Raw genomic sequence first — 21,248 nt, 5'->3', positions numbered from 1 at the left:
TACCTCAATCCCACGTCAGGCCGCCGCGGCGCCACACATATGCGTAGGCCACGAAAACCGTGAGCATGAATATGACCATCTCGACGAGCGCGAAAGCCCCCAGCGAATCGAAGCTAACCGCCCACGGATAGAGGAACACAATTTCAATATCGAAGACGATGAACAACATTGCGGTCAGGTAATACTTGATCGGGAATCGCTGCCCGCTCGCGGCATGCGGTCCGCTGAACCCGGTTTCGGTGGGCTCGATCCCGCATTCGTAGGCCTCGAGCTTCGAGCGGTTGTATCGGGTCGGGCCGGTGATGCTGGCGAGGAAGACCGAACCGATGGCGAAGGCCGCGGCAATGCCCGCCATCACCAATATGGGTATGTAGACGTTCACTTGCTCCACGTTTTCCGTCGTTTGGGCTGTCGACAGCGGTCACGCGGCGACCAGGTGTGACGAAACCGGACTGAGGTACCCCGACATGACCTTGCCCACAGCCTAGCCAGGAACGGCTCGCCGGTCGCGCGCACCCTACCGATACGCCTATCGGACGGCCTACGGATAGACGCCACCGGCGCCGCCGGCACCCGGCGCACCGGCACCTCCGCCGTTGCCGCCGATCTGGCCGGTGGGGGCGGAGCCGGCTTTGCCGGATCCGCCGGGCAGGCCTGCGTCACCGGGGTTTCCGCTGCCGCTGGTGCCGCCCGAACCGCCGTCGCCGCCGTCGCCGCCGTCGCCACCGGTGCCGCCGGTGCCGCTGCCGCCGGATGTCGATCCGCCGGCGCCACCCGTGCCCCCGGCGCCTGCGTACCCGCCCTTGCCGCCGCTGAACGCGGAGCCGAAGAAGGCATCAGCGCCGGTACCGCCCATGCCCCCGTGACCGCCTTTACCGCCGTTGCCACCGACGGCGCCGGGACCCTGAGCCTGGCCGCCTGTCCCGCCGCTGCCACCGCCACCACCGAGACCGGCGTCGCCGGGTGCGGCGGTCAGTGTGCCGGCAGAACCGCCGCCCCCGACGCCGCCAGTTCCGCCGTTGCCGCCGGCGCCGCCGAGGTTGCTGGCAAGTCCGCCGAAGGCGAAGCCGCCGGTGCCGCCATTGCCGCCTCTGCCGCCGAAGCCGCCTTGTTGACTCAATCCGACCGGTGGAGTGCCGCCCGTGCCGCCGTTGCCGCCGTCGCCGCCGGTGCCGCCGGTTTCGACGAGGTCGCCGGAGCCGCCGTTGCCTCCGCTGCCGCCGTCGCCGCCGGCGCCGGCGAAGAATCCCTGCGGGGCCGCGGCGCCGCCGGCGCCGCCTTTGCCGCCGTGACCGCCGCTGCCCCCGGCCGCGCTGGCGATGGTGCCGCCGGTGCCGGCGGCACCGGCGTTGCCGCCCGCGCCGCCGCGCCCGCCCGCGCCGCCGTTGCCGTTGGTGGCGTCGGAACCGGTGCCGCCCGTGCCGCCGTAGCCGCCCGCGCCGCTGGCACCGTTCGTACCGCCGTTGCCGGAAGCGCCGCCGTTGCCCCCGCCGCCGCCGGCGCCACCCATGCCGCCGGGGTCGCCTTGGGTGATGCCCAACGTGACGCCGTTGCCGCCGTCTCCGCCCTGGCCACCCGTGCCGCCGGTGCCGCCGTTGCCCCAGGTGGCGCCGAAACCGGCAGCGCCGCCGTTGCCGCCCTTGCCGCCGGTGCCGCCCATGCCGCCGACTCGTGCGCCCGTTCCGGTGTCGATGCCGCCGTGGCCGCCGTAGCCGCCGTAGCCGCCGGCACCGCCGTTGCCTCCGGTGCCGCCTGGGGCGCTGCCGCCACTGCCACCGACACCACCGGCGCCGCCGGTGTCACCGACGAGACCCGGGCTGGCCGCACTGCCCATGCTGCCGGTGCCGCCGGCACCGCCCCTGCCGCCAATCCCGCCGTTGCCCACGGTGTAACCGATGCCGCGTAATCCCGCGTTACCGCCATTGCCGCCGGCACCACCTGCCGGGGCGACGGCTCCACCGGAGCCGGTGTCCTGGCCGCCCATACCGCCGTCGCCGCCGATACCGCCGTTTCCGGCGTTCCCGCCGATGCTGCCGTCTCCATTGGCAGTACCGCCATTGCCACCGTTGCCGCCGGCGCCGCCGGTGTCGCCGACCTTTCCGGGGGCAGCGACGTTGCACGAGGTGCCGTCGCCGCCGTTGCCGCCGGTCCCGCCGACGCCACCCACACCTGCTTTGGCGCCGGTTCCGGCCGTGCCGGCGTCCCCGCCGTTGCCGCCATTACCGCCGGCCGGGGCGACGCTTCCACCGGTTCCGGTGTCGAAGCCGCCGTGTCCACCGTTGCCGCCGGTACCGCCATTACCGGCGTTACCGCCGACGCTGCCGGTGCCGGTGGCCTTGCCGCCGTTGCCGCCGGCGCCACCCTGGCCGCCGGCATCACCGGCCAAGCCGCTGTTGGCGTTGTTGCCATTGGCGCCGGCGCCGCCATTGCCGCCGTTGCCGCCGGTACCTCCCTTGCCGGAGACGGCGCCGCTGCCGGGAGTGCTGGCATCGCCACCATTGCCACCGGCGCCGCCGGTCGGCGCGACGGTGCCGCCCGTGCCGGTGTCAAGGCCGCCGTTGCCGCCGTTGCCGCCCGCGCCGCCGTTACCGGCGTTGCCGCCGGTCCCGGTGCCGCCCGCGCCGCCGTTGCCGCCCGTGCCGCCGGCACCGCCGACGAGGCCGGTGCTGCCTGGGCCGGTGGGGCCGGCGTTACCACCGGTGCCACCGTTGCCTCCGGTCCCGCCGGTGCCCGCGGCACCGCCGCTCCCTCCGGTACCACCGCCGCCCACCGCGCCGCCGGCTCCGGCGTCGCCGCCGGCTCCGCCGTTGCCGCCTGCCGCTCCGGCCATGCTGGTGCCTCCGGCGCTGGATCCCGCGCCCCCGTTGCCGCCGGCGCCGCCGTTGCCGCCGAGGCCGCCGGAACCGTTCGTGCCGCCGGCGCCGGTGCCACCGCCATCACCGCCACCGCCACCAGCGCCGCCCTGGCCACCGATTGCTCCGACGAAACCTTTGCCCAGCGCAGCGTTTCCGCCGCCGCCGCCGGCGCCGCCTGCACCGCCCATGGCGCCTTGGCCGCCGATGGCCCCGGTACCGCTCGCAAAACCGCCGGCTCCGCCGAGCCCGCCGGCCCCGCCCTTGCCGCCTGCACCGGGTGCGACGGTCGAGGCGGAGTCGCCGATACCGCCGGCGCCGCCGGCTCCCGCTATGCCGCCGGCCCCGCCGGTGTTGGAGGCGAGACCGCCGGTGCTGGTGCCCCCAGCGCCGCCGTTGCCGCCGGCACCGCCGGCGCCGCCGGAGATCGTGGCGCCGAAGGCCACGGTGATGTTGGCGCCGCTGCCGCCGGCGCCGCCCTGGCCGCCGTTGCCGCCGGTTTCGACGAGGTCACCCACACCGCCCGCACCGCCCGCGCCGCCGTTGCCGCCGGCGCCCCCTGGTGTGCCAACGGCGCTGAAGTAGGCGGAGTTGTTGGCGCCGTTGCCGCCGACGCCGCCGTTGCCGCCATTGCCGCCCGCGCCACCGACGGGGCTCGAGGTACCGCCGGTGCCGGCAGATCCTGCGGCGCCGCCCTTGCCGCCGTTGCCGCCGGCTCCGGGCGGGCCACCGGCGTAGGCGCCGACGCCGCCGTTGCCGCCATTGCCGCCGTTACCGCCGGCGCCGCTGGCGCCGTTGGTGCCACCCGACCCGGAGTTGCCGCCGTTGCCGCCGACACCGCCGGCCCCGCCGTCCCCGCCGTTGTCGCCTGCGGTGGTTATGCCGCTGGTCCAGCCGTAGCCGGTGCTGCCGTTCCCGCCAGTGCCGGCCTTGCCGCCGGCGCCGCCATTGCCCCAGGTCGCGCCACCGCCGGCCGCGCCGCCATTGCCGCCGTTTCCGCCGGCGCCGCCCGCCGGGGCCGTGGTCCCGCCGGTACCGAGGTCGGTGCCACCGTTGCCGCCACTGCCGGCAGTGCCGCCACTGCCGCCGTTTCCGCCGATACTGCCGACACCCGTGGCGGTGCCGCCGTTGCCGCCAGCGCCGCCTTGACCACCCGTGTCGCCGACAACACCGGGGTTGCCCGTGTTACCGGTGCGTCCGGTACCTCCGCTGCCGCCGTTGCCGCCAGTGCCGCCGCTGCCGGCGATGTCGCCGGTGCCGACGGAGCCGGCGTTGCCGCCGTTGCCGCCGTTGCCGCCGGCCGGGGCGACGGTTGCGCCGGTCCCGGCGTCGAGGCCGCCGTTGCCCCCATTGCCGCCTTGGCCGCCGCTGCCCGCCTTACCGCCGACGCTTCCGAGGCCGGTGGCGTTGCCACCGCTCCCGCCGGTACCACCGGCGCCGCCGGTGTCGCCGGCGAGGCCCACGTTGCCGTTGTTGCCCGCGGTGCCGTTGCCCCCGTTGCCGCCCGCGCCACCCGTGCCGCCGCTGCCCGCGGTCACACCTAGGCCGGCCGCGCCGGCGTCTCCACCGTTGCCGCCGTTGCCGCCGCTGGGGGCGATCCCTCCGCCGAGGTTCTTGTCTGCCCCGCCGTTGCCGCCGTTCCCGCCGGCGCCACCGTCTCCGGCCCGGCCGCCGACACTGCCGGTCCCGGTCGCGATTCCGCCGGCACCACCGGCACCACCCTGGCCGCCCGTGTCACCGGCGAAGCCGCCGAGTCCGGCGTTGCCATTGCTGCCGGCACCTCCGGTGCCGCCCTTGCCGCCGGTAGCTCCAATGCCCTTGCCATCGCCGCCGATACCGGGCGTACCCGCCGCGCCGCCGTTGCCGCCAGCGCCGCCGGCGGGGGCGACGGTTCCGCCGGTGCCGATGTCGGTGCCGCCGTTGCCGCCGTTGCCGCCGGCGCCGCCGCTGCCGGCGTTGCCGCCGATGCCGCCGATGTAGGTCGCACCGCCGTTGCCGCCGATACCGCCGGCGCCACCGGCGTCACCTGCGAGACCAGCGCTGCCCGCATTGCCGGTGCTGCCGGCGCCACCGTTGCCGCCGTTACCGCCATTGCCGGTGAACTGGTTGAAAGTGCCGGCACCGGGATAGCCGGAATGGCCGCCGTTTCCGCCGGCACCACCGGACGGGGCGATGCCCCCGCCGGTGCCGGTGTCAGCACCGCCGGCGCCACCGTCGCCGCCGTTACCACCGTTGCCGCCCTGGCCGCCGAAGCCGACGCCGCGGCCGCTGCCGGCGGCGCCGCCCTTGCCGCCGCTGCCACCGTTGCCGCCCGCGTGGCCGGCCTCTCCGGGGACGCCCGCGTTCCCGTTACTGCCGTTACCGCCGGTACCTCCGTTACCCGCGGCGCCGGCAATGCCGTTGCGTGCGGAGCCCTCTCCGATGCCGCCGTTGCCGCCATTGCCGCCGAGGCCGCCAGTGCCGCCATTCTGACCACCGAAGCCGATATCGGCTCCGCCGTTACCGCCGATGCCTCCGGCGCCGCCGTGGCCGGCGTTGCCGCCGTCCAGGCCCGAGCCGCCGCTGCCGCCGCTGCCGCCGACGCCGCCGTCGAAGCCTGCGCCGCCGGGGTTGCCGGTCGCGCCGGTGCCGCCGGTGCCGCCGTTGCCGCCGGCGCCGCCGGTGCCGCTGATGCCCCCGATGGCACCGGTACCACCCTTGCCGGCGTTACCGCCGATTCCGCCGGCGCCACCGGCCGGCGCTGCGCCGCCTGCGAGACCTGTACCGCCGTCGCCACCGTTGCCGCCGGCTCCGCCGTTTCCGGCGTAGCCGCCGACGCTGCCGGTTCCAGTGGCGTTGCCGCCGTTGCCGCCGGTGCCGCCCTTGCCGCCGGCGTCGCCGGAAAGGCCCGGGCCGCCGTTGTTGCCGGCCGTTCCGGTGCCGCCGTTGCCGCCGTGTCCGCCTTTGCCGCCACCGCCGAGAGTCGCGCCGGTGCCGAACGCGCCGGCGTCGCCACCGTTACCGCCGTTGCCGCCGCTCGGGGCCATGCCGCCGCCGGGCAACTTGTCGATCCCGCCGTTGCCGCCGCTGCCGCCGGCACCGCCGTTACCCGCCTTGCCGCCGACGCTGCCGGCGCCGGTGGCGTTACCCCCACTGCCGCCGGTCCCGCCGGCGCCGCCGTCGGTGCCGCTACTGGAGCCCGAGAAGCCGCCGTTCAATCCCGCGCCGCCAGCACCGCCGTCGCCGCCGGCACCACCGGTGCCGCCGGTGCCCGCTGTGAAGCCGAACCCGGCCGTGCCGGCGTCACCGCCATTTCCGCCATTGCCACCTGCGGGGGCGCCGGCCCCGATGTCGGAACCGCCGGCGCCACCGGCGCCGCCGCGGCCACCGCTGCCGGCGTTACCGCCGACCCCGAGATTGCCGGTGGCGTTACCGCCACTGCCGCCGCGGCCGCCGGCACCGCCGGCGTCTCCGGCTAGGCCGGCATTGCCGTTGTTGCCGGTGCTACCGGCACCGCCGCTACCGCCATTGCCGGCAACGCCGTCGCTGCCGATCAGGCCCGCGTTGCCGCCATCGCCTCCGTTGCCGCCCTTCGGGGCGACGGTTCCGCCGGTCCCCAGGTCAGCGCCGCCGGCTCCGCCGTTACCGCCGCTGCCGCCGGCACCGGCAGTGCCCCCGCCGCCAGCGTTGCCACCCTTGCCGCCGGCTCCGCCGCTGCCGCCGTCGGTGCCGGGGCCGCCGTCTGCGCCGTTGCCGCCGAGCCCGCCGGCGCCGCCGTTGCCGACGGTGCCGCCGTTGCCGCCGGCACCACCGTTTCCGCCGGTGCCGCCGGGGATGGTCGCGTTGAACCCGGCGGCGCCGGTGCCGCCGTTGCCGCCGCTATTGACTGCGGCCCCGCCGGTGCCGTCGGTGCCTTTGGCGCCGCCGGTGCCGCCGATGCCGGCCGCGCCGCCGGTGCCGCCGCCTCCGATGGCGCCCGGGTTGCCGCCGTTACCGCCGGTTCCGCCGTTGATGAAGGTGCCGTTGCCCGCGGCGCCGTTGCCGCCGTCGCCGGGGGTGCCGGCGTTGCCGCCATTGGCGCCGGCTCCGCCGTCGCCGTTGGCGCCGACGATGCCGTGGGCGGACGCGCCGCCGTCGCCGCCGGTCCCGCCGTTGCCACCGGAGCCGCCGTTGCCACCGGAGCCGCCGTTGCCACCCGCGCCATTGTTGAATCCGGCCACTCCGGTGGCACCGGTCACGCCGTTGCCGCCATTGCCTCCGGTCGCACCGGAGCCGCCCTTGCCGCCTGCGCCGCCGTTGCCGGACACGGAGCCGCCGGACCCGCCGGCCCCGCCATTGCCGCCGGTGCCACCGGTGCCGCCGCCAGTACCTGATTCACCCGGCAGCACTCCGTTGTTCCCGGCCTGGCCGGCGGCGCCGTTGCCGCCTATGCCACCGGCGCCGCCGTTGCCGACGGTTCCACCGTTGCCGCCGGCGCCTCCGTTGCCGCCGTTGGCGCCGGGGGTGAGGGCGTTGAACCCGGCCCCACCCGCGCCGCCGTTGCCGCCGCTGGTGACCGGTGCCCCGGCCCCGCCGTCGAGGCCTTTGGTGCCGCCGGTGCCGCCGATTCCGGCTGCGCCGCCGGTGCCGGCGGCTCCGACATCGCCGGGGTTGCCGCCGTTGCCGCCGGCGCCGCCGTTGACGAACAGGGCCTCGCCGGCCGCGCCGTTGCCGCCGTCGCCGGGGGTGCCGGCATTGCCGCCGGTACCGCCCTGGCCGCCGTCGCCGTTGGTGCCGACGATGCCGTGGGCTGAGGCGCCGCCGTCGCCGCCGGCGCCACCCGCTCCGCCGGCGCCACCGCTGCCGCCCGAGCCGCCGGTCTGGCCGGCGCCGTTGTTGACTCCGGCGATCCCGGCTGCGCCGGTGAGCCCGTTGCCGCCGTTGCCGCCGGCTGCGCCGGCCCCGCCGTTGCCGCCTGCCCCGCCGTTGCCCGAGATCGAGCCGCCTTGCCCGCCGGCTCCACCGTGACCACCCGCCCCGCCGGCAATGCCGGGGGAGCCTGAGTCGCCGGGCAGGATCCCGTTGGGACCGGGAGTGCCGGCGGCGCCGTTGCCGCCGGCACCGCCAGCCCCGCCATTGCCGACTGAGCCGCCGTTACCGCCGGCCCCGCCCGCGCCCCCGTCGGATCCGGCGGTGGTGGCGTTGAATCCGGCTCCGCCGGTGCCGCCATTGCCGCCGCTGGTGACTGCGGCCCCGGCCCCACCGTCGAGGCCTTTGGTGCCGCCGGTGCCGCCGACACCGGCATTGCCGCCGGTCCCGCCGGCGCCGAGGGTGCCGGCGTTACCGCCGTTGCCGCCGGCGCCGCCGTCGATGAACAGGGCCTCGCCGGGCGCGCCGTTGCCGCCGTCGCCGGGGGTGCCGGCGTTGCCGCCGTGCCCGCCCGCGCCACCATCGCCGTTGGCGCCGAGGGTGCCGTGGGCGGCGGTACCGCCGTCGCCGCCGGTGCCCCCGGTCCCGCCGGCTCCGCCGTTGCCGCCCGATCCGCCGCTTTGCCCGGCGCCGGCGTTGACGCCGCCGATCCCGGCTGCCCCGGCAAGCCCGTTGCCGCCGTTGCCGCCGGCCGCACCGTTACCGCCGGCGCCGCCGGCGCCGCCGTTACCGGAGACCACACCGCCGGAGCCCCCGGCACCGCCGTGGCCGCCCGCCCCGCCGGCGATACCGGGCGAGCCGGAGTCGCCGGGCAACACCCCGTTGGGGCCGGCGGTGCCGGCGGCGCCGTTGCCGCCGACCCCGCCGGCCCCCCCGTTGCCGACTGAGCCGCCGTTGCCACCGGCCCCGCCCGCGCCCCCGTCAGTCCCGGCGGTGGTGGCATTGAATCCAGCTCCGCCGGTGCCGCCGTTGCCGCCGGCGGTGACCGCGGCTCCGGTCCCGCCGTCGAGGCCTTTGGTGCCGCCGGTGCCGCCGACACCCGCATTGCCGCCGGTCCCACTGGCCCCGACAGCGCCGGGGTTGCCGCCGTTGCCGCCGGCCCCGCCGTTGATGAACAGGGAGTCTCCGGCCGCGCCGGCGCCGCCGTCGCCGGGGGTGCCGGCGTTGCCGCCGCGCCCGCCCGCGCCGCCGTCACCGTTGACCCCGGCGGTACCGTGGGCGGCCGCGCCGCCGTCGCCGCCGGTGCCCCCGGCCCCGCCGGCCCCGCCGCTGCCGCCCGATCCGCCGCTTTGGCCGGCGCCGTTGTTGACCCCGGCGATGCCGGCTGCCCCGCTGAGGCCGTCGCCGCCGTTGCCGCCGGCCCCGCCGACTCCACCGGTCCCGCCGGCGCCGCCGTTACCGGAGATGACCCCGCCCAGACCGCCGGCGCCGCCGTGCCCGCCGGCTCCGCCGGCGATACCGGGGGAGCCGGAGTCACCCGGATTGAGCCCGCCAGGGCCGGAAGCGCCGGCGGCGCCGTTGCCGCCGGCGCCCCCAGCGCCGCCATTGCCGACCGAACCCCCATTACCGCCGGCCCCGCCCGCGCCGCCGTTGACGCCCGGGGTGAGCGCGCTGAACCCAGCTCCACCCGCGCCGCCGGACCCGCCGCTGAGCACCACCAGCCCGGACCCGCCGTCGGCGCCGGCGACCGCGCCCGCGCCGCCGGCCGCCCCACCATGCCCGCCGCCTCCGGCCGCACCCGGATTGCCGCCGTTGCCGCCGGCCCCGCCGTTGATGAAGCCGGCGGTGCCGGCGGCTCCGGCGCCCCCATCGCCGGGCAGCCCGGCCGCCCCGCCGGCCCCGCCGGCCCCGCCGTTGCCGGCCGTCCCGGTCTGACCGAACAACCCGCCGGCCCCGCCGGCCCCACCCATGGCCCCGTCACCGCCGGCGCCCCCGTTCCCCCCCGAGCCGCCCGTCCCGCCGGCCCCAGCGTCGATCCCGGCGATCCCGGCCGTGCCGGTCACGCCACTGCCGCCGGCCCCACCGGCACCGCCGGCCCCACCGAGGCCGCCGGAGCCACCGTCACCGACGATGACCCCGCCCCGGCCTCCGGCCCCGCCCATCCCACCGTTGCCGGCGGGGCCGCCGTTGGTGCCCCAGTCACCGGGGTTGACCCCGTGATGCCCGGCCGTGCCGCTCAGGCCCGCACCACCGACCCCACCGAGGCCGCCGTCGCCGAACACATACGCCTGACCACCGGCCCCGCCGATACCCCCGACCCCGCCCAGAGTGACCGCCGTTCCCCCGGCCCCACCGGCACCGCCATTGCCCATCAACCAGCCCCCGGCGCCGCCGGTGCCCCCGGCCCCGCCGGCCACCCCCGCACCCCCGGCGCCGCCGGTGCCGATCAACCCGGCCGCCCCACCGGCCCCACCGGCCAGCGGGGTGCTGCCGGTCGGGCTGTAACCCGCCCCGCCATCGCCGAACCACAACCCGCCGGCACCCCCGGTCGGGTTGGCCGCCGTACCCGCGGCGCCGTTACCGATCAGATCCCGGCCCAACAACAATTGGGTGGGGAAGTTAAGGATCGGGTCCAGCACCTGACCGAACACACTGTTGATCCACCACTGACTCACCGTGTGGGTGGGCCCGTACACCAACAGCTGAAACACCCCAGCCACCGGCGAGGCCGCCACGGCCGCCGCTGAACCCTGCAGCCATGCCGCCGCACTGACCTCCGCCCCGGCATACTCCGCCGCCGCCGAACTCAACGCCGCCACGAACTGGTCCTGATAACGCGCCGCCTGCGCAGCCAGCGCCTGATACTCCCGGGCATGAGTGCCGAACAACGCCGCAATCGCCGCCGACACCTCATCACCGGCCGCCGCCATCACCTGCGTCGTCGGCAGCACAGCTGCCGCACTACCCGCACTGACATCCGACCCGATCCGCGCCACATCCAACGCCGCCTGCGACACCACCTCCGGCGAAACGCTGACCATCGACATCGTCAAACCCCCTGCGCCCGAATTCACTGCTGCCCGTTAGCCATCAACTGCCACACCCGGTGGGGTATCGAGAGAATGACGTTCTCCGATGCTTCGTTGCGGGACCGAATCGTCGTTAGGGCCAGAAGTCCCTCGGTCGGCGCCGTTGGTCCCTACGCGGCTCGTCGGAAGCTGTCTGGGATGAGGTCGCGGAAAATTCGATTGATCTGCGTGACGGCCAGACGTGCGGAGCGCTTGTTGTTACTGTTGAGCTGGGTCGCTGCACGCTTTTGCGAGGTCAGCGCCGGATGACGATGGCCGATCTGGGAGGACGGGGTCTGTGAGTTTCTTTACGCTGCCACCGGAGATCAACTCGTTGCGGATGTTCCTCGGAGCCGGCAGTGCACCGATGTTGCAGGCGGCGGCAGCCTGGGACGGGTTGGCAGCCGAGTTGAGCACCGCAGCCCAATCGTTCGGCTCGGTCATCTCGAACCTGGCAGGCCAGGCGTGGCAGGGAGCGGCGTCGGCAGCCATGGCGGCTGCGGCAGCGCCCTATGCAGGCTGGCTGGCCGCGGCCGCGGCGCAATCTCAGGGTGCGGCCGGGCAGGCGCTGGCGGTGGTCAGCGCCTTTGAGGCGGCGCAGGCGGCAACCATCCATCCCGGTGCGGTGGACGCCAACCGCAATGCGTTCGTGCAGTTGATCATGACCAACCTGTTCGGCCAGAACGCGCCGGCAATCGCACTGGCCGAAAGTATCTACGAAGAGATGTGGGCCCAGGACGTCAGCGCGATGGCGAGCTACTACGCCGGCGCGGCGGCCGCCGCCGCGCAGGTGGTGCCGTGGCAGTCGGTGCTGCAGAGCTTCCCGGCGCTCGCCGGAGGCATCGCCAGCGGTCTGAGTGGAGCGGCCGGCGGCGGGGGTACCGGTGGTGGCGGCGCCGCTGCGGCCGCCGGGGGCAGTGCCGGCGGAGCAGGTGCGCCGCCTACTGGTGCCGAAGGCGCTGCCGCCGCCGGCGGCGGTGGTGGTGGAGGCGGTGTAGGTAGCGCAGACACTGGGCTCGCGCCGGCCAGTTACACCGGCGGCGACGCGGGTGCTTACGCCGGCGGCACCGCGGCCGGAACCGACGTCGGTAGCGCGGCAGCCACCAGCGCTAATCCCGGTGTGGCCAGCCCGGGTGTCGGGGGCTTCGGCATGATGCCAATGCCGATGCCGATGGGCGCAATGACCCGAAGTGCCGGCCTGCTGGGCGACGGCCCGTCGATGCCGATGCCCGCCAAAGCGCAGGAGAAGGAAGACGAAGAGGCCCTCGCAGCCCAGGAGGCCACCGAGGAAGCCGACGTCGCTGCCGAGGGTGTGGAAACACAAGAGGCAGAAGTGCCGGCCATGAGCGTGCTGCCCACCGCGGTCGCCGACGCCGCGGCGGCGGCAGCCCCGGGCGAAGCGAAGCCGGCCGCGCAGACACGGGGTGCATCGAGCATTCCGGCGTCGGGATTCCGTGCATCGGACGCTGTCGCCGAGGAATCAGTCGCCAGGTTGAGGCCGGAAATTGCGCCGGGAGAATTCCGTCCGCAGGCCGAGGAAGAGGAAGAAGCGAGGATCCGGATCCCCGGCGCCTAGGGTGCCTAGTGCGCGGGGGCGCGTAACAGGCTCAGCGCTGTCCGGCCCAGCACGATCGGGTCGAGCGGATGGGGCACTGCCGCCTCGGCACGCGACCAACTGGCAAGCCACGCATCGTCGGGGCGCCCGGTCAAGACCAAAATCGGCGGGCAGGATGACAACTCGTCCTTGAGTTGCTTGGCAATGCCCATGCCGCCGGTAGGAGTCGCCTCGCCGTCGAGGATGGCCAGATCGATACCGCCCTCGTCCATCGTGCGGATCACCATCGGGCCGGTGGCGACCTCGACGTAGCTCAATTCGGGCAGGTCCGGGTGCAGCCGTTTGCCCAGGGCCTGCTTCACCTGTTCGCGGGTGTGGACGTTGTCGCTGTAAACGAGGACGCGCAGTGGGGTGGTGTCGGGCACGGGTGCGATGTTAATTCACGCGCTGTCGGCCGACCGCATGAAGACTGCCTCAGCGGACACCGTGACCGCATTGGACATCACTCCGAGTTTGTTCCACCCCAGGTCGAACCGGGATCGGTCGATCTGCGAACGGCCCGAGATTCGTACCGAGCCGTCATCGAGTTCGGTGATCGTCACCGGCAGCGACACCGGTTCGGTGATGCCCTTGATGGTGAAGTGGGTCTGTAGGTCGGCGGACTTCCCGGTGCCCGGTTGCAGCGCATTGATGACGACGCTGATCGTGGCGAAGCGCTCGGCGTCGAAGAAGTCGGCCGATAGCAGGTGCTTGTCGCGGCGCCCGATCCCGGTGTCCAGCGAGGCCACCTTGATGTCGATCCGGCCCGATACCGCGCCGCCCTGAGTGAGCCGTCCTTCGCCGCTGAACTGGGTGAACGAACCTTTGACGGGCATCAGCCCCCACATGTTGCGGATCTTGAAGGTGATCGCCGAGCGGTCGGGCACCAGAGCCCAGGTCCCGACGGATTCCGGGTCGCTGAGCAGCGTTTCCAGGGTGGTCATCGTGGGTCCCTCACTTGTAGGGGCGCGAGTTCCGCGGGGTCGAAGTACTCGTCGATTCGGTCGATAAGTCCTTCTGTGTCCACCTTGATCACGATGCAAACCCGCATCGCGATCGACTGGCCGCCGTGACCGGTGGCGTGCAACACATGCTGCTGGACGAATCCGTTCTCGAAGACCTGGCGATCCAGGATCTGGTAGCCGCGCGATGCGGTGGTCGAGAGGAACCAGTCGATGACGCGCAACGCCCGCGGCTTGTCATCGCACGTGGTGGCGTCACGGCGGCCGTCGGTGCGCCAGACGGCGACGTTCTCGCTCCACATCGAAGCGACGGTGGCGCGATCGCCGTTCTCGATGGCGGAAAACAGGCGGTCTGCCAGCTCATTGACGGTCATGACTGCGGCTCCTTGTCGTATCCGGGATGGGCGGCAGCAAGCCGGTGGCTCACCAGCTTGCGCAGGCAGGCGACCACGTCGCCGTCGCGGCCGTCCAGATCACCGGCCCGGATGGCGGCGGCGAGCCCGGCTTCATCGGCGAATCCCAGCCCGGCCAGTGCCGCTTCCACGTCGGATGCACCCGGGTTCTGCAGTTCCCGCTCGACCATGCGCAGCGCGTTGGCCGCCACCCGGGCCTGGAAACTGGTGTGCGAGTTGACCTGCCCGGCGGTGGCGTCCCGGACGTCGCGTTCCAGAAATTCGGCGACGGCGGCGACGAGTTCGGCCGCGGTCGGCCGGCCGTGCAGGTTCATGAATCCTCCAACAGGTCAAGCAGATCCCACTCGTTCTCGCACACCCGGCGCCCGATCGTCGCCAGTTCCACCGAGCGGGTCTGGCCGGACAGGTGGCGTTCCGCCTGGTAACGGCAGATGACCCCCCAGCGCAACGTGGCCAGCACCAGCCACCAGTGGAACGCGGTCCGGTCGACGGTCGTCCCGCCGGCCTCCTCATAGAAGCGCAGGAAGCTCTCGATGCTGCCCAGCCCGCCCGCGGCGCAACTGGCCGGGGCGCCGAACCGCCAGGCGCGCACGCAGAACCAGGCCAGATCCTCGTAGCGCTCGCCGACGTGCACCAGTTCCCAGTCGAGCACGGCGGCCAGGTCGGAGCCGTCGACGATCAGGTTTCCCATCCGGAAATCACCATGCACCAGCACCGTGGGCGACGGCGCCGGCCGGTGGCTGGTCAGCCAGCGGATCGTCCATTCGAAAGTGGCTGTGGTGTCGCCCATGTCGTCGAGCTGTTGGCGGGAGTGCTCGACGGGGTCCTCGTGTGCCAGATCGGGGTCGCCGGCATCGGCGCGATGGATGGCGGCGAGGGCCTGGGCGCACTGCCGCAGCAGCCGCGGCGGGTCGTCGAGTTGGCGGAAGATGCGCCGGACGATGGTCTCGCCCTTGATCTCCTCGCATATCAGAAACGGGTTGCCCAGTGTTGCAAGCGAATTGTCCGCGATCAGCACGTGTGGCACCGGCGCGCCCGCGGCTGCCGCGGCCGCCTGAACCCGGGCTTCCAGTTCCATCCCGGCGTGGATGTCATCGGGGGGCCCGGTGCGCAGGATCAGTGGCCGGCGATCGGCGCCGGTGACCGCGTCGAACGCCCAGGTGGTGCGGCTGGCACCGCCGGTGAGCACCCGCAGGTTGTCGATGGCCACGCCGTCACCCAGAACCGGTTCGAGCAGCCCGGTCAGGCTGTCGGACAGTGTCATTGCTCGGTCATTTCCAAGTCACTTCTTGCCGAACTTGAAGAGCCGCTGGGCAACCCGGCGAATCTGAATCTCCTCTGCGCCCTCGGTAATCCGGTAGCGCCGGTGGTGGCGGTAGATGTGTTCGAGTTGCTCGTGGCGGCTGTACCCGATACCGCCGAGCACCTGCATCGCGCGATCGGCGGCGTCGCACACCAGACGGTTGGCCCGGTAGTTGGCCATCGACACCTTGTCCGAGACCTCCATGTGGTGGTTCTGGTCCAATTGCGTTGCGGCGTAATACACCAACAGGCGCACCATCTGCGCCTCGGTCTGCAATTCGACCAGCGGCCACTGCACCGCCTGGTTCACGGCCAGCGGTTTGCCGAAGACGTGACGCTCCCCGGCATAGGCCACGGCGCGGTCGATGCAGTACTGAGCGGCGCCGAGGCTACTGGCGGCCTGACGAATCCTGTTCTCGTGCAGGAAGGTCTGGCCTACCTCCAGGCCGCGGTCCAGCTCACCGAGTATCGCGTCGTGGGGCACCCGGACGTCCTTGAGTTCCACCTCGGCGTGATCGGTGGGCATGTTGAACGTCCACCAGTAGTACGGGATGGTGAAACCGGGGGAGTCGCACGGCACCAGAAACGCCGTGATGCCGCGCGCCTGGCCGGGTTCACCGGAGGTGCGGGCGAACACCAGGTCGTGGGTGGCGCGATGCACGCCGGTGTTGAATCGCTTGGCGCCGTTGATCACCCAGCCGTCACCGTCGCGGACGGCGGTGGTTTCCAGCCAGGTGGCATCCGAGCCGTGCTTGGGCTCGGTCAGCCCGAACGCCATCGACCGTTCGCCGGTGATCAGCGCCTCGGTCCACTCCCGTTTCTGCGCGTCGGTGCCGAACCGGTCCATCATGATGACCTGCGGGAAGTTGCCGACGATCGACGATTCGTCCTGCAGGTCGTTGTGCAGGCCGAGTCCCTTGTGCGCCAGGTGCTCCCGGATGACGGCCATGTCGATATTGGTGCCGTCGCGCCCACCGAACTGCGCGGGCAGCCCGTACCGCAGCCAGCCCGCCTTGTCGGCACGCCTGCGCATCTCACCGAGCAGGTCCTCCCACTCCCGGCGCGGGATGCCGCCGTTGTCCCAATCCGTGCGGGCATTTTCGCGGCGGTGGTCGAAGTACTGGATGTTCTCCCGTTCCAGCGGCTTGATCTCCGTCTCGATGAACTCGTCCATCTCGGTGAGCAAGCCCGGAAGGTGTTCGGGGAGGCTGAAATCCACGTTGATCTCTCCTTAGGTCGTCAGGCGCCGTACAACGTCTTCTTCCACATTCGCGACAGCAGGGCGATGGCCTCGTCGTCGGTGATCGTCACCCCCAGGTCCGGCTTTCCGACGAACACGGTGGTGAAGTTCTCGAACAGCAGCGCGATGGCCGCCGCCGTATGCTCCGGATTCAGCTCGGTGGCGTAACCCTGTTCCTGCGCGCGGCGCACCGAGGCCGCGACGATATCCATCCCGAATCGCCGGAACTCGTTCTGGACGTCGGCGAAACGCTGCTGCGTGGCGGCCAGCTGTGCCACCGCGATCATGATGCCGATGTTCTGTTTGAACATGCTCCAGTAGCCGGTGACCACCGAGGTGAAGAACGCGTCGTCGTCGGGAGATTCCGGTAGGTGAACCCGCAACCCGGACGGCTCGACCACGTCATGCAGAAACGACTCCGCCAGGGCGGCCAGCAGATCTTCTTTGTCGGTGAAGTAACGGTAGAACACAGCCGACGACTTTCCCGCCGCCGAAGTGATGTCGGCCAGAGTGGTGCCGTGAAAACCCCTTTCGGCGAACAACTTCCGCGCAGCCTGTTCGATGGACTGACGGGTCTGCTGGCCCTTGGCGCTGAGCACCTCGGCCGGCATCAGGTGCGCATCCGGTCTCCCGCGCGCAGCAGGGCGCTCGGGAGGTCGTGGCCGACAGCGGTTCTGGCGACCTGCGCGGCGGCGATCGCCGCCGGCAGATCGACGTCGACCTCGAATCCGCTGTCGGTCAGCAGGTACACCAGGTCCTCGGTGGCGATGTTGCCGGTCGCACCCGGCGCGAACGGGCAGCCGCCCAAGCCGCCGACCGAAGCGTCCAGCCGGGTGACACCGGCCGCGACGGCGGCGTAGGCACTTGCCAGCCCGGCGCCGCGGGTGTTGTGGAAGTGTCCCCCCAGCGGCAGCTCACCAATCACCGGATGCAGTTGCGCGATCAGCGAACTCACCCGCCCCGGGGTGGCGGTGCCGATGGTGTCGGCGATGCAGAACCGGTCCGCACCCTGCTCGCGTGCCGCTACGGCGATGTCGAGCACCCGTTGTGACGCAGTGGGCCCGTCGAACGGGCAGTCCCAGGCGGTGGCGACGATCACCTCGACGGACGCGCCGGCGTCGTGTGCAATGGCGACGATTTCGCTGATCTGGCGGGTTGCCTCGGCGCTGGACCGTCCGACGTTGGCCTGGCTGAACGCATCGGAGGCCGCGACCACGTACTCGATGGATCGCAGCCCCGCGGCGATCGCGCGCCTGGCCCCGTTCGGGCTGGCCACCAGCGCGGAGAAGTCGATGTCGGGGTAGTTGTGCAATTCAGCGGCCAACTCCGCGGCATCGGCCATCGACGGCACCTTCGACGGCGACACGAACGCGGTGGCTTCGACCTCGCGCACCCCGGTGGCGGCCACCGCGGCCAGCAGTTCCAGCTTGGCCGACAACGGGATCGGCTTCTCGATCTGCAATCCGTCGCGCAGCGCCACCTCGCGGATGTCGACGTGGGAGTTCACAGCACCTCCTCGGCCACCAACTCGGCGATGTCGTCAGCCGTCTTGCCCAGCAGCCCGGTGTAGACGTCGTCGTTGTGCTGGCCAGGTCGGGCCGGCCCGGCATTTCGCACGCTGCCCGGAGATTCCGACAGCACCGGCACGATGCCCGGACCGAGGACGTCGCGGCCCAGCCGTTCGTCGTGGTGGGGCACCAACATGTCGCGGGCTCGCAGCTGCGGGTCGTTGACCACCTCGGCGACGGTGTTGATCGGGCCGGCGATCACGCCTGCGGCCGAGAGTGTTTCGATGATCTCGGCGGGCCGGCGCTGGGCGGCCCAGGCGCCGATGATCGCGTCCAGCTCGTCCTGGTTCCGGCCGCGCGCGCCGTGGTTGGCGAAGCGGTCGTCGGTGACCAGTTCCGGACGCTCCATCGCCTTGCACAACCGGGCGAACACGGTGTCCTGGTTGGCGGCGATCACCACCCACGAGCCGTCGGCGCTCTGGTAGATGTTCGACGGAGCGATGCCTTCCAGGCGGGTGCCCGACGGCCCCCGCACCACGCCGCCGACGTCGTAGTCGGGGATGGTGGATTCCTGTACCGCTAAACAGGATTCGGTCAGCGCGACGTCCACCACCTGACCGTGTCCGGTGACACTGCGGCGGTACAGGGCAGCAAGGGCGCCCTGCGCTCCGAACATGCCGGCCAGGGTGTCGCCCAGCGACAACGCGAGCCGCGGTGGCGGGCCACCGGGAAAGCCGTTGAGGTGCCGCAGGCCGCTGGCCGCCTCGGCGACCGACGCATAGCCGGCCTTGTGTGCGTCCGGTCCGGTCTGTCCGTAGCCCGAGACCCGGACCAGGATGATGCCCGGATTGCGTTCGCTGAGCACGTCATAGCCCAGGTTCCACTTCTCCAGGGTGCCGGGCCGGAAGTTCTCCACCACGATGTCGGATTTCTCGACGAGCTCCAGAAATAGCTCGCGTCCGCGTGGCTTGCGCAGGTCGAGCGTGACGGCCCGTTTGTTGCGGGCGTGTACCGTCCAGAACACGTGGTGGCCGTCCACCTCGGCCTGACCCCAGGTCCGCAACGGATCCGGGGCGCCGGGTGGTTCGACCTTGATGACGTCGGCGCCCATGTCTCCGAGCAGGCGGCCGACGAACGGCCCGGCGATCAGCGTGCCGAGTTCGAGCACCCTGATGCCGTCCAGCGCACCCGTCATTCAGCGAACCCGTGCCGCGTCAGCCAGTCGGTGACGATGTCGACCGCCTGCCGCAACTTGTCTCGCTGGTCGGGACCCGCGTAATAGTGTGTGGCGCCGGGAATTTCGTGCATCTCCTTGTCCGGGTGCCCGATCGCCTCATAGAGCCGTCGGGTGTGGCTGGGTGTGCATGCGTCGTCGCCCAGGTTACCGATCACCAGGGCCGGGATCGCGAGATCCTTCCCGCACGCTACGCCGTCGCCCCGGGCCTCGTCATAGCTCCACTGCGACAGCCAGCCGCGCAGCGTCGAGAAGCGGGCCAGGCCGACCGGGCTCATGTTCACCACCTGGGGATCGCCCAGGTAGCAGGTGCCCGGTGTCCGCTCGTTCGGGTCGACCGTGGGGTCCAGCCAGCGCGGGTCGGCCATGGTTCCGTGCACGACGAAGCAGAACTCGTCATCCGGTCTGCCGGCCGCTTTCAATTCGGCCAGCTTGTCGCGGACCCACGCGGTGATCCGCCGGTTGCGGTCGATCTGCGCTTGGCGGTAGCGGGTGAGGAACTCCTCGCTATAGGGCGGTTGGTTGGGGTTGTCCGGGTTGTAGATGTCCAGCTCGGGATCACGCCTGGTGGGATCGGATTCGTCGAGAATGGAGGCGTCCAGCCACTCGGTCAGGGTGCCGTGCCGGCTGATGTGCGCGGCCAGCAGCATGATGCCGTCGGCGGGCGGCAGCTCGAGCTGGGTCAGGTCAGGCCCGTCGCCGGACGGGCTGGACGTGATGGTCGCGTGCTGGGCCTGCTGCTGGTAGAACACCGAGAGCGAGCCGCCGCCACTCCAGCCGGCCAGCACCACCTTGCGGTAGCCCAACCGGTTCTTGGCGTCCTTGATGCATTCGCCGAGGTCCTCGACCACCTTCTCCATCAGCAACGACGAATCGGTGCCGCGGAATCGGCTGTTGCAGTAGATGACATGATGCCCGGCGCGGGCCAGCGCGTTGATCATCGGCAGGTAGGCGCCGCCGCCGATCGGATGCATGAAAACCAGTACGGTGTCCGACGGCTTGTCCTTCGGCTTGAGTAGATAGCTTTCCAGCACGGTGATCTCGGCAAGACCGCCGTAGACGTCACGCACGCCGGAATTGTTCTGGAATGCAACAAGATAGGGGATCCGCTCGTACTCGTGTTTCATGAGTGCTGCCCCAGGTCGTGCGCCAGCACCTCGGCCGACGGTGTGAGCCGGCGCCGGGTGTCGATAGCGATCACCTGCCAGTCGACGCTGGAATACTCATCGAACTTGCGCCGGGCGCGTTCCCGCGCCTTCTCCGGTGCGCCGTGGTGAACCCCCTGCGGCGCATGGGATATCAGGCCCGGGGGCATCGGTATGCCGTAGAGCGATCCGCCGTGGAAGAACGCGATCTCGTCGTAGTCGACGTTGCGGTGATACCACGGGGTGCGCTCGGTGCCGGGGACGCCCTCGGCCGGTTTGGGCAGGAAGTTCATCACGTAGACGCCGGTTGCCTGCATGAAGAGATGCACTGTCGGGGGCAGATGCACACTGTTGGAGGTGATCACGTTGTAGTCGGCGATGTTGAAGGTGAACGCGAAGTTGTCCCCGCGCCAGCCTTCGACGTCGATCGGATTGTGTTGGTAATAAAGGATAGTGGTCGACCCAGCATTGCCCGATTCCCGATGAATCAGCCGGACCTCATACTCGTCGCGGCCGTCGTCGTCGATCGGTGCCGGCTCGGGGATGACCGCCTGTGCCGGATCGAAGGGGAAGTGCCGTCCGAGTGTCCCGGGCGGGGGGACCCGGAACTCGTCGGTGGCCTCGATCATCAGCAATGTGGTTTCGGTATCTGGTATTTGGCGCCACGTGGTGGCTTTCGGAAGATAGATCCAGTCGCCCTGCCGGTAGCGCAGCGGCCCGAACTCCGTTTCCAGCAGGCCGGCGCCGCTGTGTACGAAGCACAGCAGGTCGCCGTCAATGTGCCGGGTGTAGAAGGGCATCTCGTCGTGGCGCCGGCTCAGCAGCACCCGGCAGTCGGGATTGGTGAACATCACCAGCGGTCCGCCGTTGGCATCGGTGGCGTCACTGGGCTTGAGCTGGTCGGCCAGCACATCGATCGGGCGCAGCGGGCCCACCGCGCGGTAGGCGGTGGGGTCGTGGCGACGGTAGATGTTGGCGGTGCGTCCGGCGAACCCGCCGCGACCCATTTCGTCGTCCTTGAGGCCGTCGAGGTCGGCGTGCACGCGGTGCGGTGTCCTGCCCTTACGCAGGTGGACGAACGATTCCATGAAGCGGCTCCGGAT

14 protein-coding genes are annotated in these 21,248 nt (G+C 72.3%); 1 reads left to right on the top strand and 13 read right to left on the bottom strand.

The features are described from left to right. Window positions 1-4: 4 nt before the first annotated feature. Both QXK92_RS12030 and QXK92_RS12025 read right to left on the bottom strand, forming a co-directional pair. Window positions 5-382 carry an NADH-quinone oxidoreductase subunit A gene (locus tag QXK92_RS12030; RefSeq protein WP_306244362.1) on the bottom strand — a complete coding sequence of 126 codons (378 nt, stop codon included), beginning with the start codon at window positions 380-382 and terminating at the stop codon, window positions 5-7. A 159-nt stretch (window positions 383-541) separates the two neighbouring features. Next, the gene (locus QXK92_RS12025; RefSeq protein WP_306241843.1) at window positions 542-10,726 is read right to left on the bottom strand and encodes a PE family protein; all 10,185 of its coding nucleotides are present in this window, start codon (window positions 10,724-10,726) and stop codon (window positions 542-544) included. Between the two features lie 319 nt (window positions 10,727-11,045). On the opposite strand from QXK92_RS12025, the gene QXK92_RS12020 reads away from it, so the two are divergent. Then, entirely contained in the window at window positions 11,046-12,323 is a 1,278-nt protein-coding gene (locus QXK92_RS12020) for a PPE family protein (protein WP_306241842.1), read from the top strand. A gap of 5 nt (window positions 12,324-12,328) precedes the next feature. Here the strand turns inward: QXK92_RS12020 and QXK92_RS12015 are convergent, their stop codons facing one another. Genes QXK92_RS12015 through QXK92_RS11965 form a run of 11 tightly spaced genes read right to left on the bottom strand, consistent with a single transcriptional unit; the run spans window position 12,329 to window position 21,233 of the window. Further along, complete coding sequence (locus QXK92_RS12015) at window positions 12,329-12,727, bottom strand: hypothetical protein (RefSeq protein WP_306241841.1); 399 nt, start codon at window positions 12,725-12,727, stop codon at window positions 12,329-12,331. 15 nt (window positions 12,728-12,742) lie between these two features. Next, window positions 12,743-13,285 carry a YceI family protein gene (locus QXK92_RS12010; RefSeq protein WP_306241840.1) on the bottom strand — a complete coding sequence of 181 codons (543 nt, stop codon included), beginning with the start codon at window positions 13,283-13,285 and terminating at the stop codon, window positions 12,743-12,745. Then, on the bottom strand, window positions 13,282-13,677 hold the full coding sequence (locus tag QXK92_RS12005) for a nuclear transport factor 2 family protein (RefSeq protein WP_306241839.1): 396 nt from the start codon (window positions 13,675-13,677) through the stop codon (window positions 13,282-13,284). The genes QXK92_RS12010 and QXK92_RS12005 overlap by 4 nt, the downstream gene beginning before the upstream one ends. Then, window positions 13,674-14,030, bottom strand: a complete 357-nt coding sequence (locus QXK92_RS12000) for a DUF6285 domain-containing protein (RefSeq protein WP_306241838.1) — start codon at window positions 14,028-14,030, stop codon at window positions 13,674-13,676. The genes QXK92_RS12005 and QXK92_RS12000 overlap by 4 nt, the downstream gene beginning before the upstream one ends. Continuing rightward, complete coding sequence (locus QXK92_RS11995) at window positions 14,027-14,980, bottom strand: phosphotransferase family protein (protein WP_306241837.1); 954 nt, start codon at window positions 14,978-14,980, stop codon at window positions 14,027-14,029. Before QXK92_RS11995 ends, QXK92_RS12000 begins: the two co-directional genes overlap by 4 nt. An 18-nt stretch (window positions 14,981-14,998) precedes the next feature. Next, window positions 14,999-16,237, bottom strand: a complete 1,239-nt coding sequence (locus QXK92_RS11990) for an acyl-CoA dehydrogenase family protein (RefSeq protein WP_306241836.1) — start codon at window positions 16,235-16,237, stop codon at window positions 14,999-15,001. A gap of 20 nt (window positions 16,238-16,257) precedes the next feature. Next, complete coding sequence (locus QXK92_RS11985; protein WP_306241834.1) at window positions 16,258-16,869, bottom strand: TetR/AcrR family transcriptional regulator; 612 nt, start codon at window positions 16,867-16,869, stop codon at window positions 16,258-16,260. Next, window positions 16,869-17,765 (bottom strand): hydroxymethylglutaryl-CoA lyase, encoded by an 897-nt coding sequence (locus tag QXK92_RS11980; RefSeq protein ID WP_306241833.1) that lies wholly within the window; start codon window positions 17,763-17,765, stop codon window positions 16,869-16,871. Before QXK92_RS11980 ends, QXK92_RS11985 begins: the two co-directional genes overlap by 1 nt. After that, on the bottom strand, window positions 17,762-18,961 hold the full coding sequence (locus QXK92_RS11975) for a CaiB/BaiF CoA-transferase family protein (protein WP_306241832.1): 1,200 nt from the start codon (window positions 18,959-18,961) through the stop codon (window positions 17,762-17,764). The genes QXK92_RS11980 and QXK92_RS11975 overlap by 4 nt, the downstream gene beginning before the upstream one ends. Next, window positions 18,958-20,127: an alpha/beta fold hydrolase gene (locus tag QXK92_RS11970; protein WP_306241831.1), complete on the bottom strand. Its 1,170-nt coding sequence runs from the start codon at window positions 20,125-20,127 to the stop codon at window positions 18,958-18,960. Before QXK92_RS11970 ends, QXK92_RS11975 begins: the two co-directional genes overlap by 4 nt. Next, the gene (locus QXK92_RS11965; protein WP_306241830.1) at window positions 20,124-21,233 is read right to left on the bottom strand and encodes a homogentisate 1,2-dioxygenase; all 1,110 of its coding nucleotides are present in this window, start codon (window positions 21,231-21,233) and stop codon (window positions 20,124-20,126) included. The genes QXK92_RS11970 and QXK92_RS11965 overlap by 4 nt, the downstream gene beginning before the upstream one ends. Between the last annotated feature and the right edge of the window lie 15 nt (window positions 21,234-21,248).

This window comes from Mycobacterium sp. TY815 (assembly GCF_030755135.1).
Classification (GTDB): Bacteria; Actinomycetota; Actinomycetes; order Mycobacteriales; family Mycobacteriaceae; genus Mycobacterium.
The sequence above is the reverse complement of the archived record's forward strand: the minus strand, read 5'-3'. Positions and strand labels throughout refer to the sequence as shown.

Coding starts and splice junctions, on each gene's coding strand:
- QXK92_RS12025 (WP_306241843.1), bottom strand. CDS start 10,726: ATGTCGATGGTCAGCGTTTCGCCGGAGGTGGTGTCGCAGGCGGCGTTG.
- QXK92_RS12010 (WP_306241840.1), bottom strand. CDS start 13,285: ATGACCACCCTGGAAACGCTGCTCAGCGACCCGGAATCCGTCGGGACC.
- QXK92_RS12005 (WP_306241839.1), bottom strand. CDS start 13,677: ATGACCGTCAATGAGCTGGCAGACCGCCTGTTTTCCGCCATCGAGAAC.
- QXK92_RS12000 (WP_306241838.1), bottom strand. CDS start 14,030: ATGAACCTGCACGGCCGGCCGACCGCGGCCGAACTCGTCGCCGCCGTC.
- QXK92_RS11995 (WP_306241837.1), bottom strand. CDS start 14,980: ATGACACTGTCCGACAGCCTGACCGGGCTGCTCGAACCGGTTCTGGGT.
- QXK92_RS11985 (WP_306241834.1), bottom strand. CDS start 16,869: ATGCCGGCCGAGGTGCTCAGCGCCAAGGGCCAGCAGACCCGTCAGTCC.
- QXK92_RS11975 (WP_306241832.1), bottom strand. CDS start 18,961: ATGACGGGTGCGCTGGACGGCATCAGGGTGCTCGAACTCGGCACGCTG.
- QXK92_RS11970 (WP_306241831.1), bottom strand. CDS start 20,127: ATGAAACACGAGTACGAGCGGATCCCCTATCTTGTTGCATTCCAGAAC.
- QXK92_RS11965 (WP_306241830.1), bottom strand. CDS start 21,233: ATGGAATCGTTCGTCCACCTGCGTAAGGGCAGGACACCGCACCGCGTG.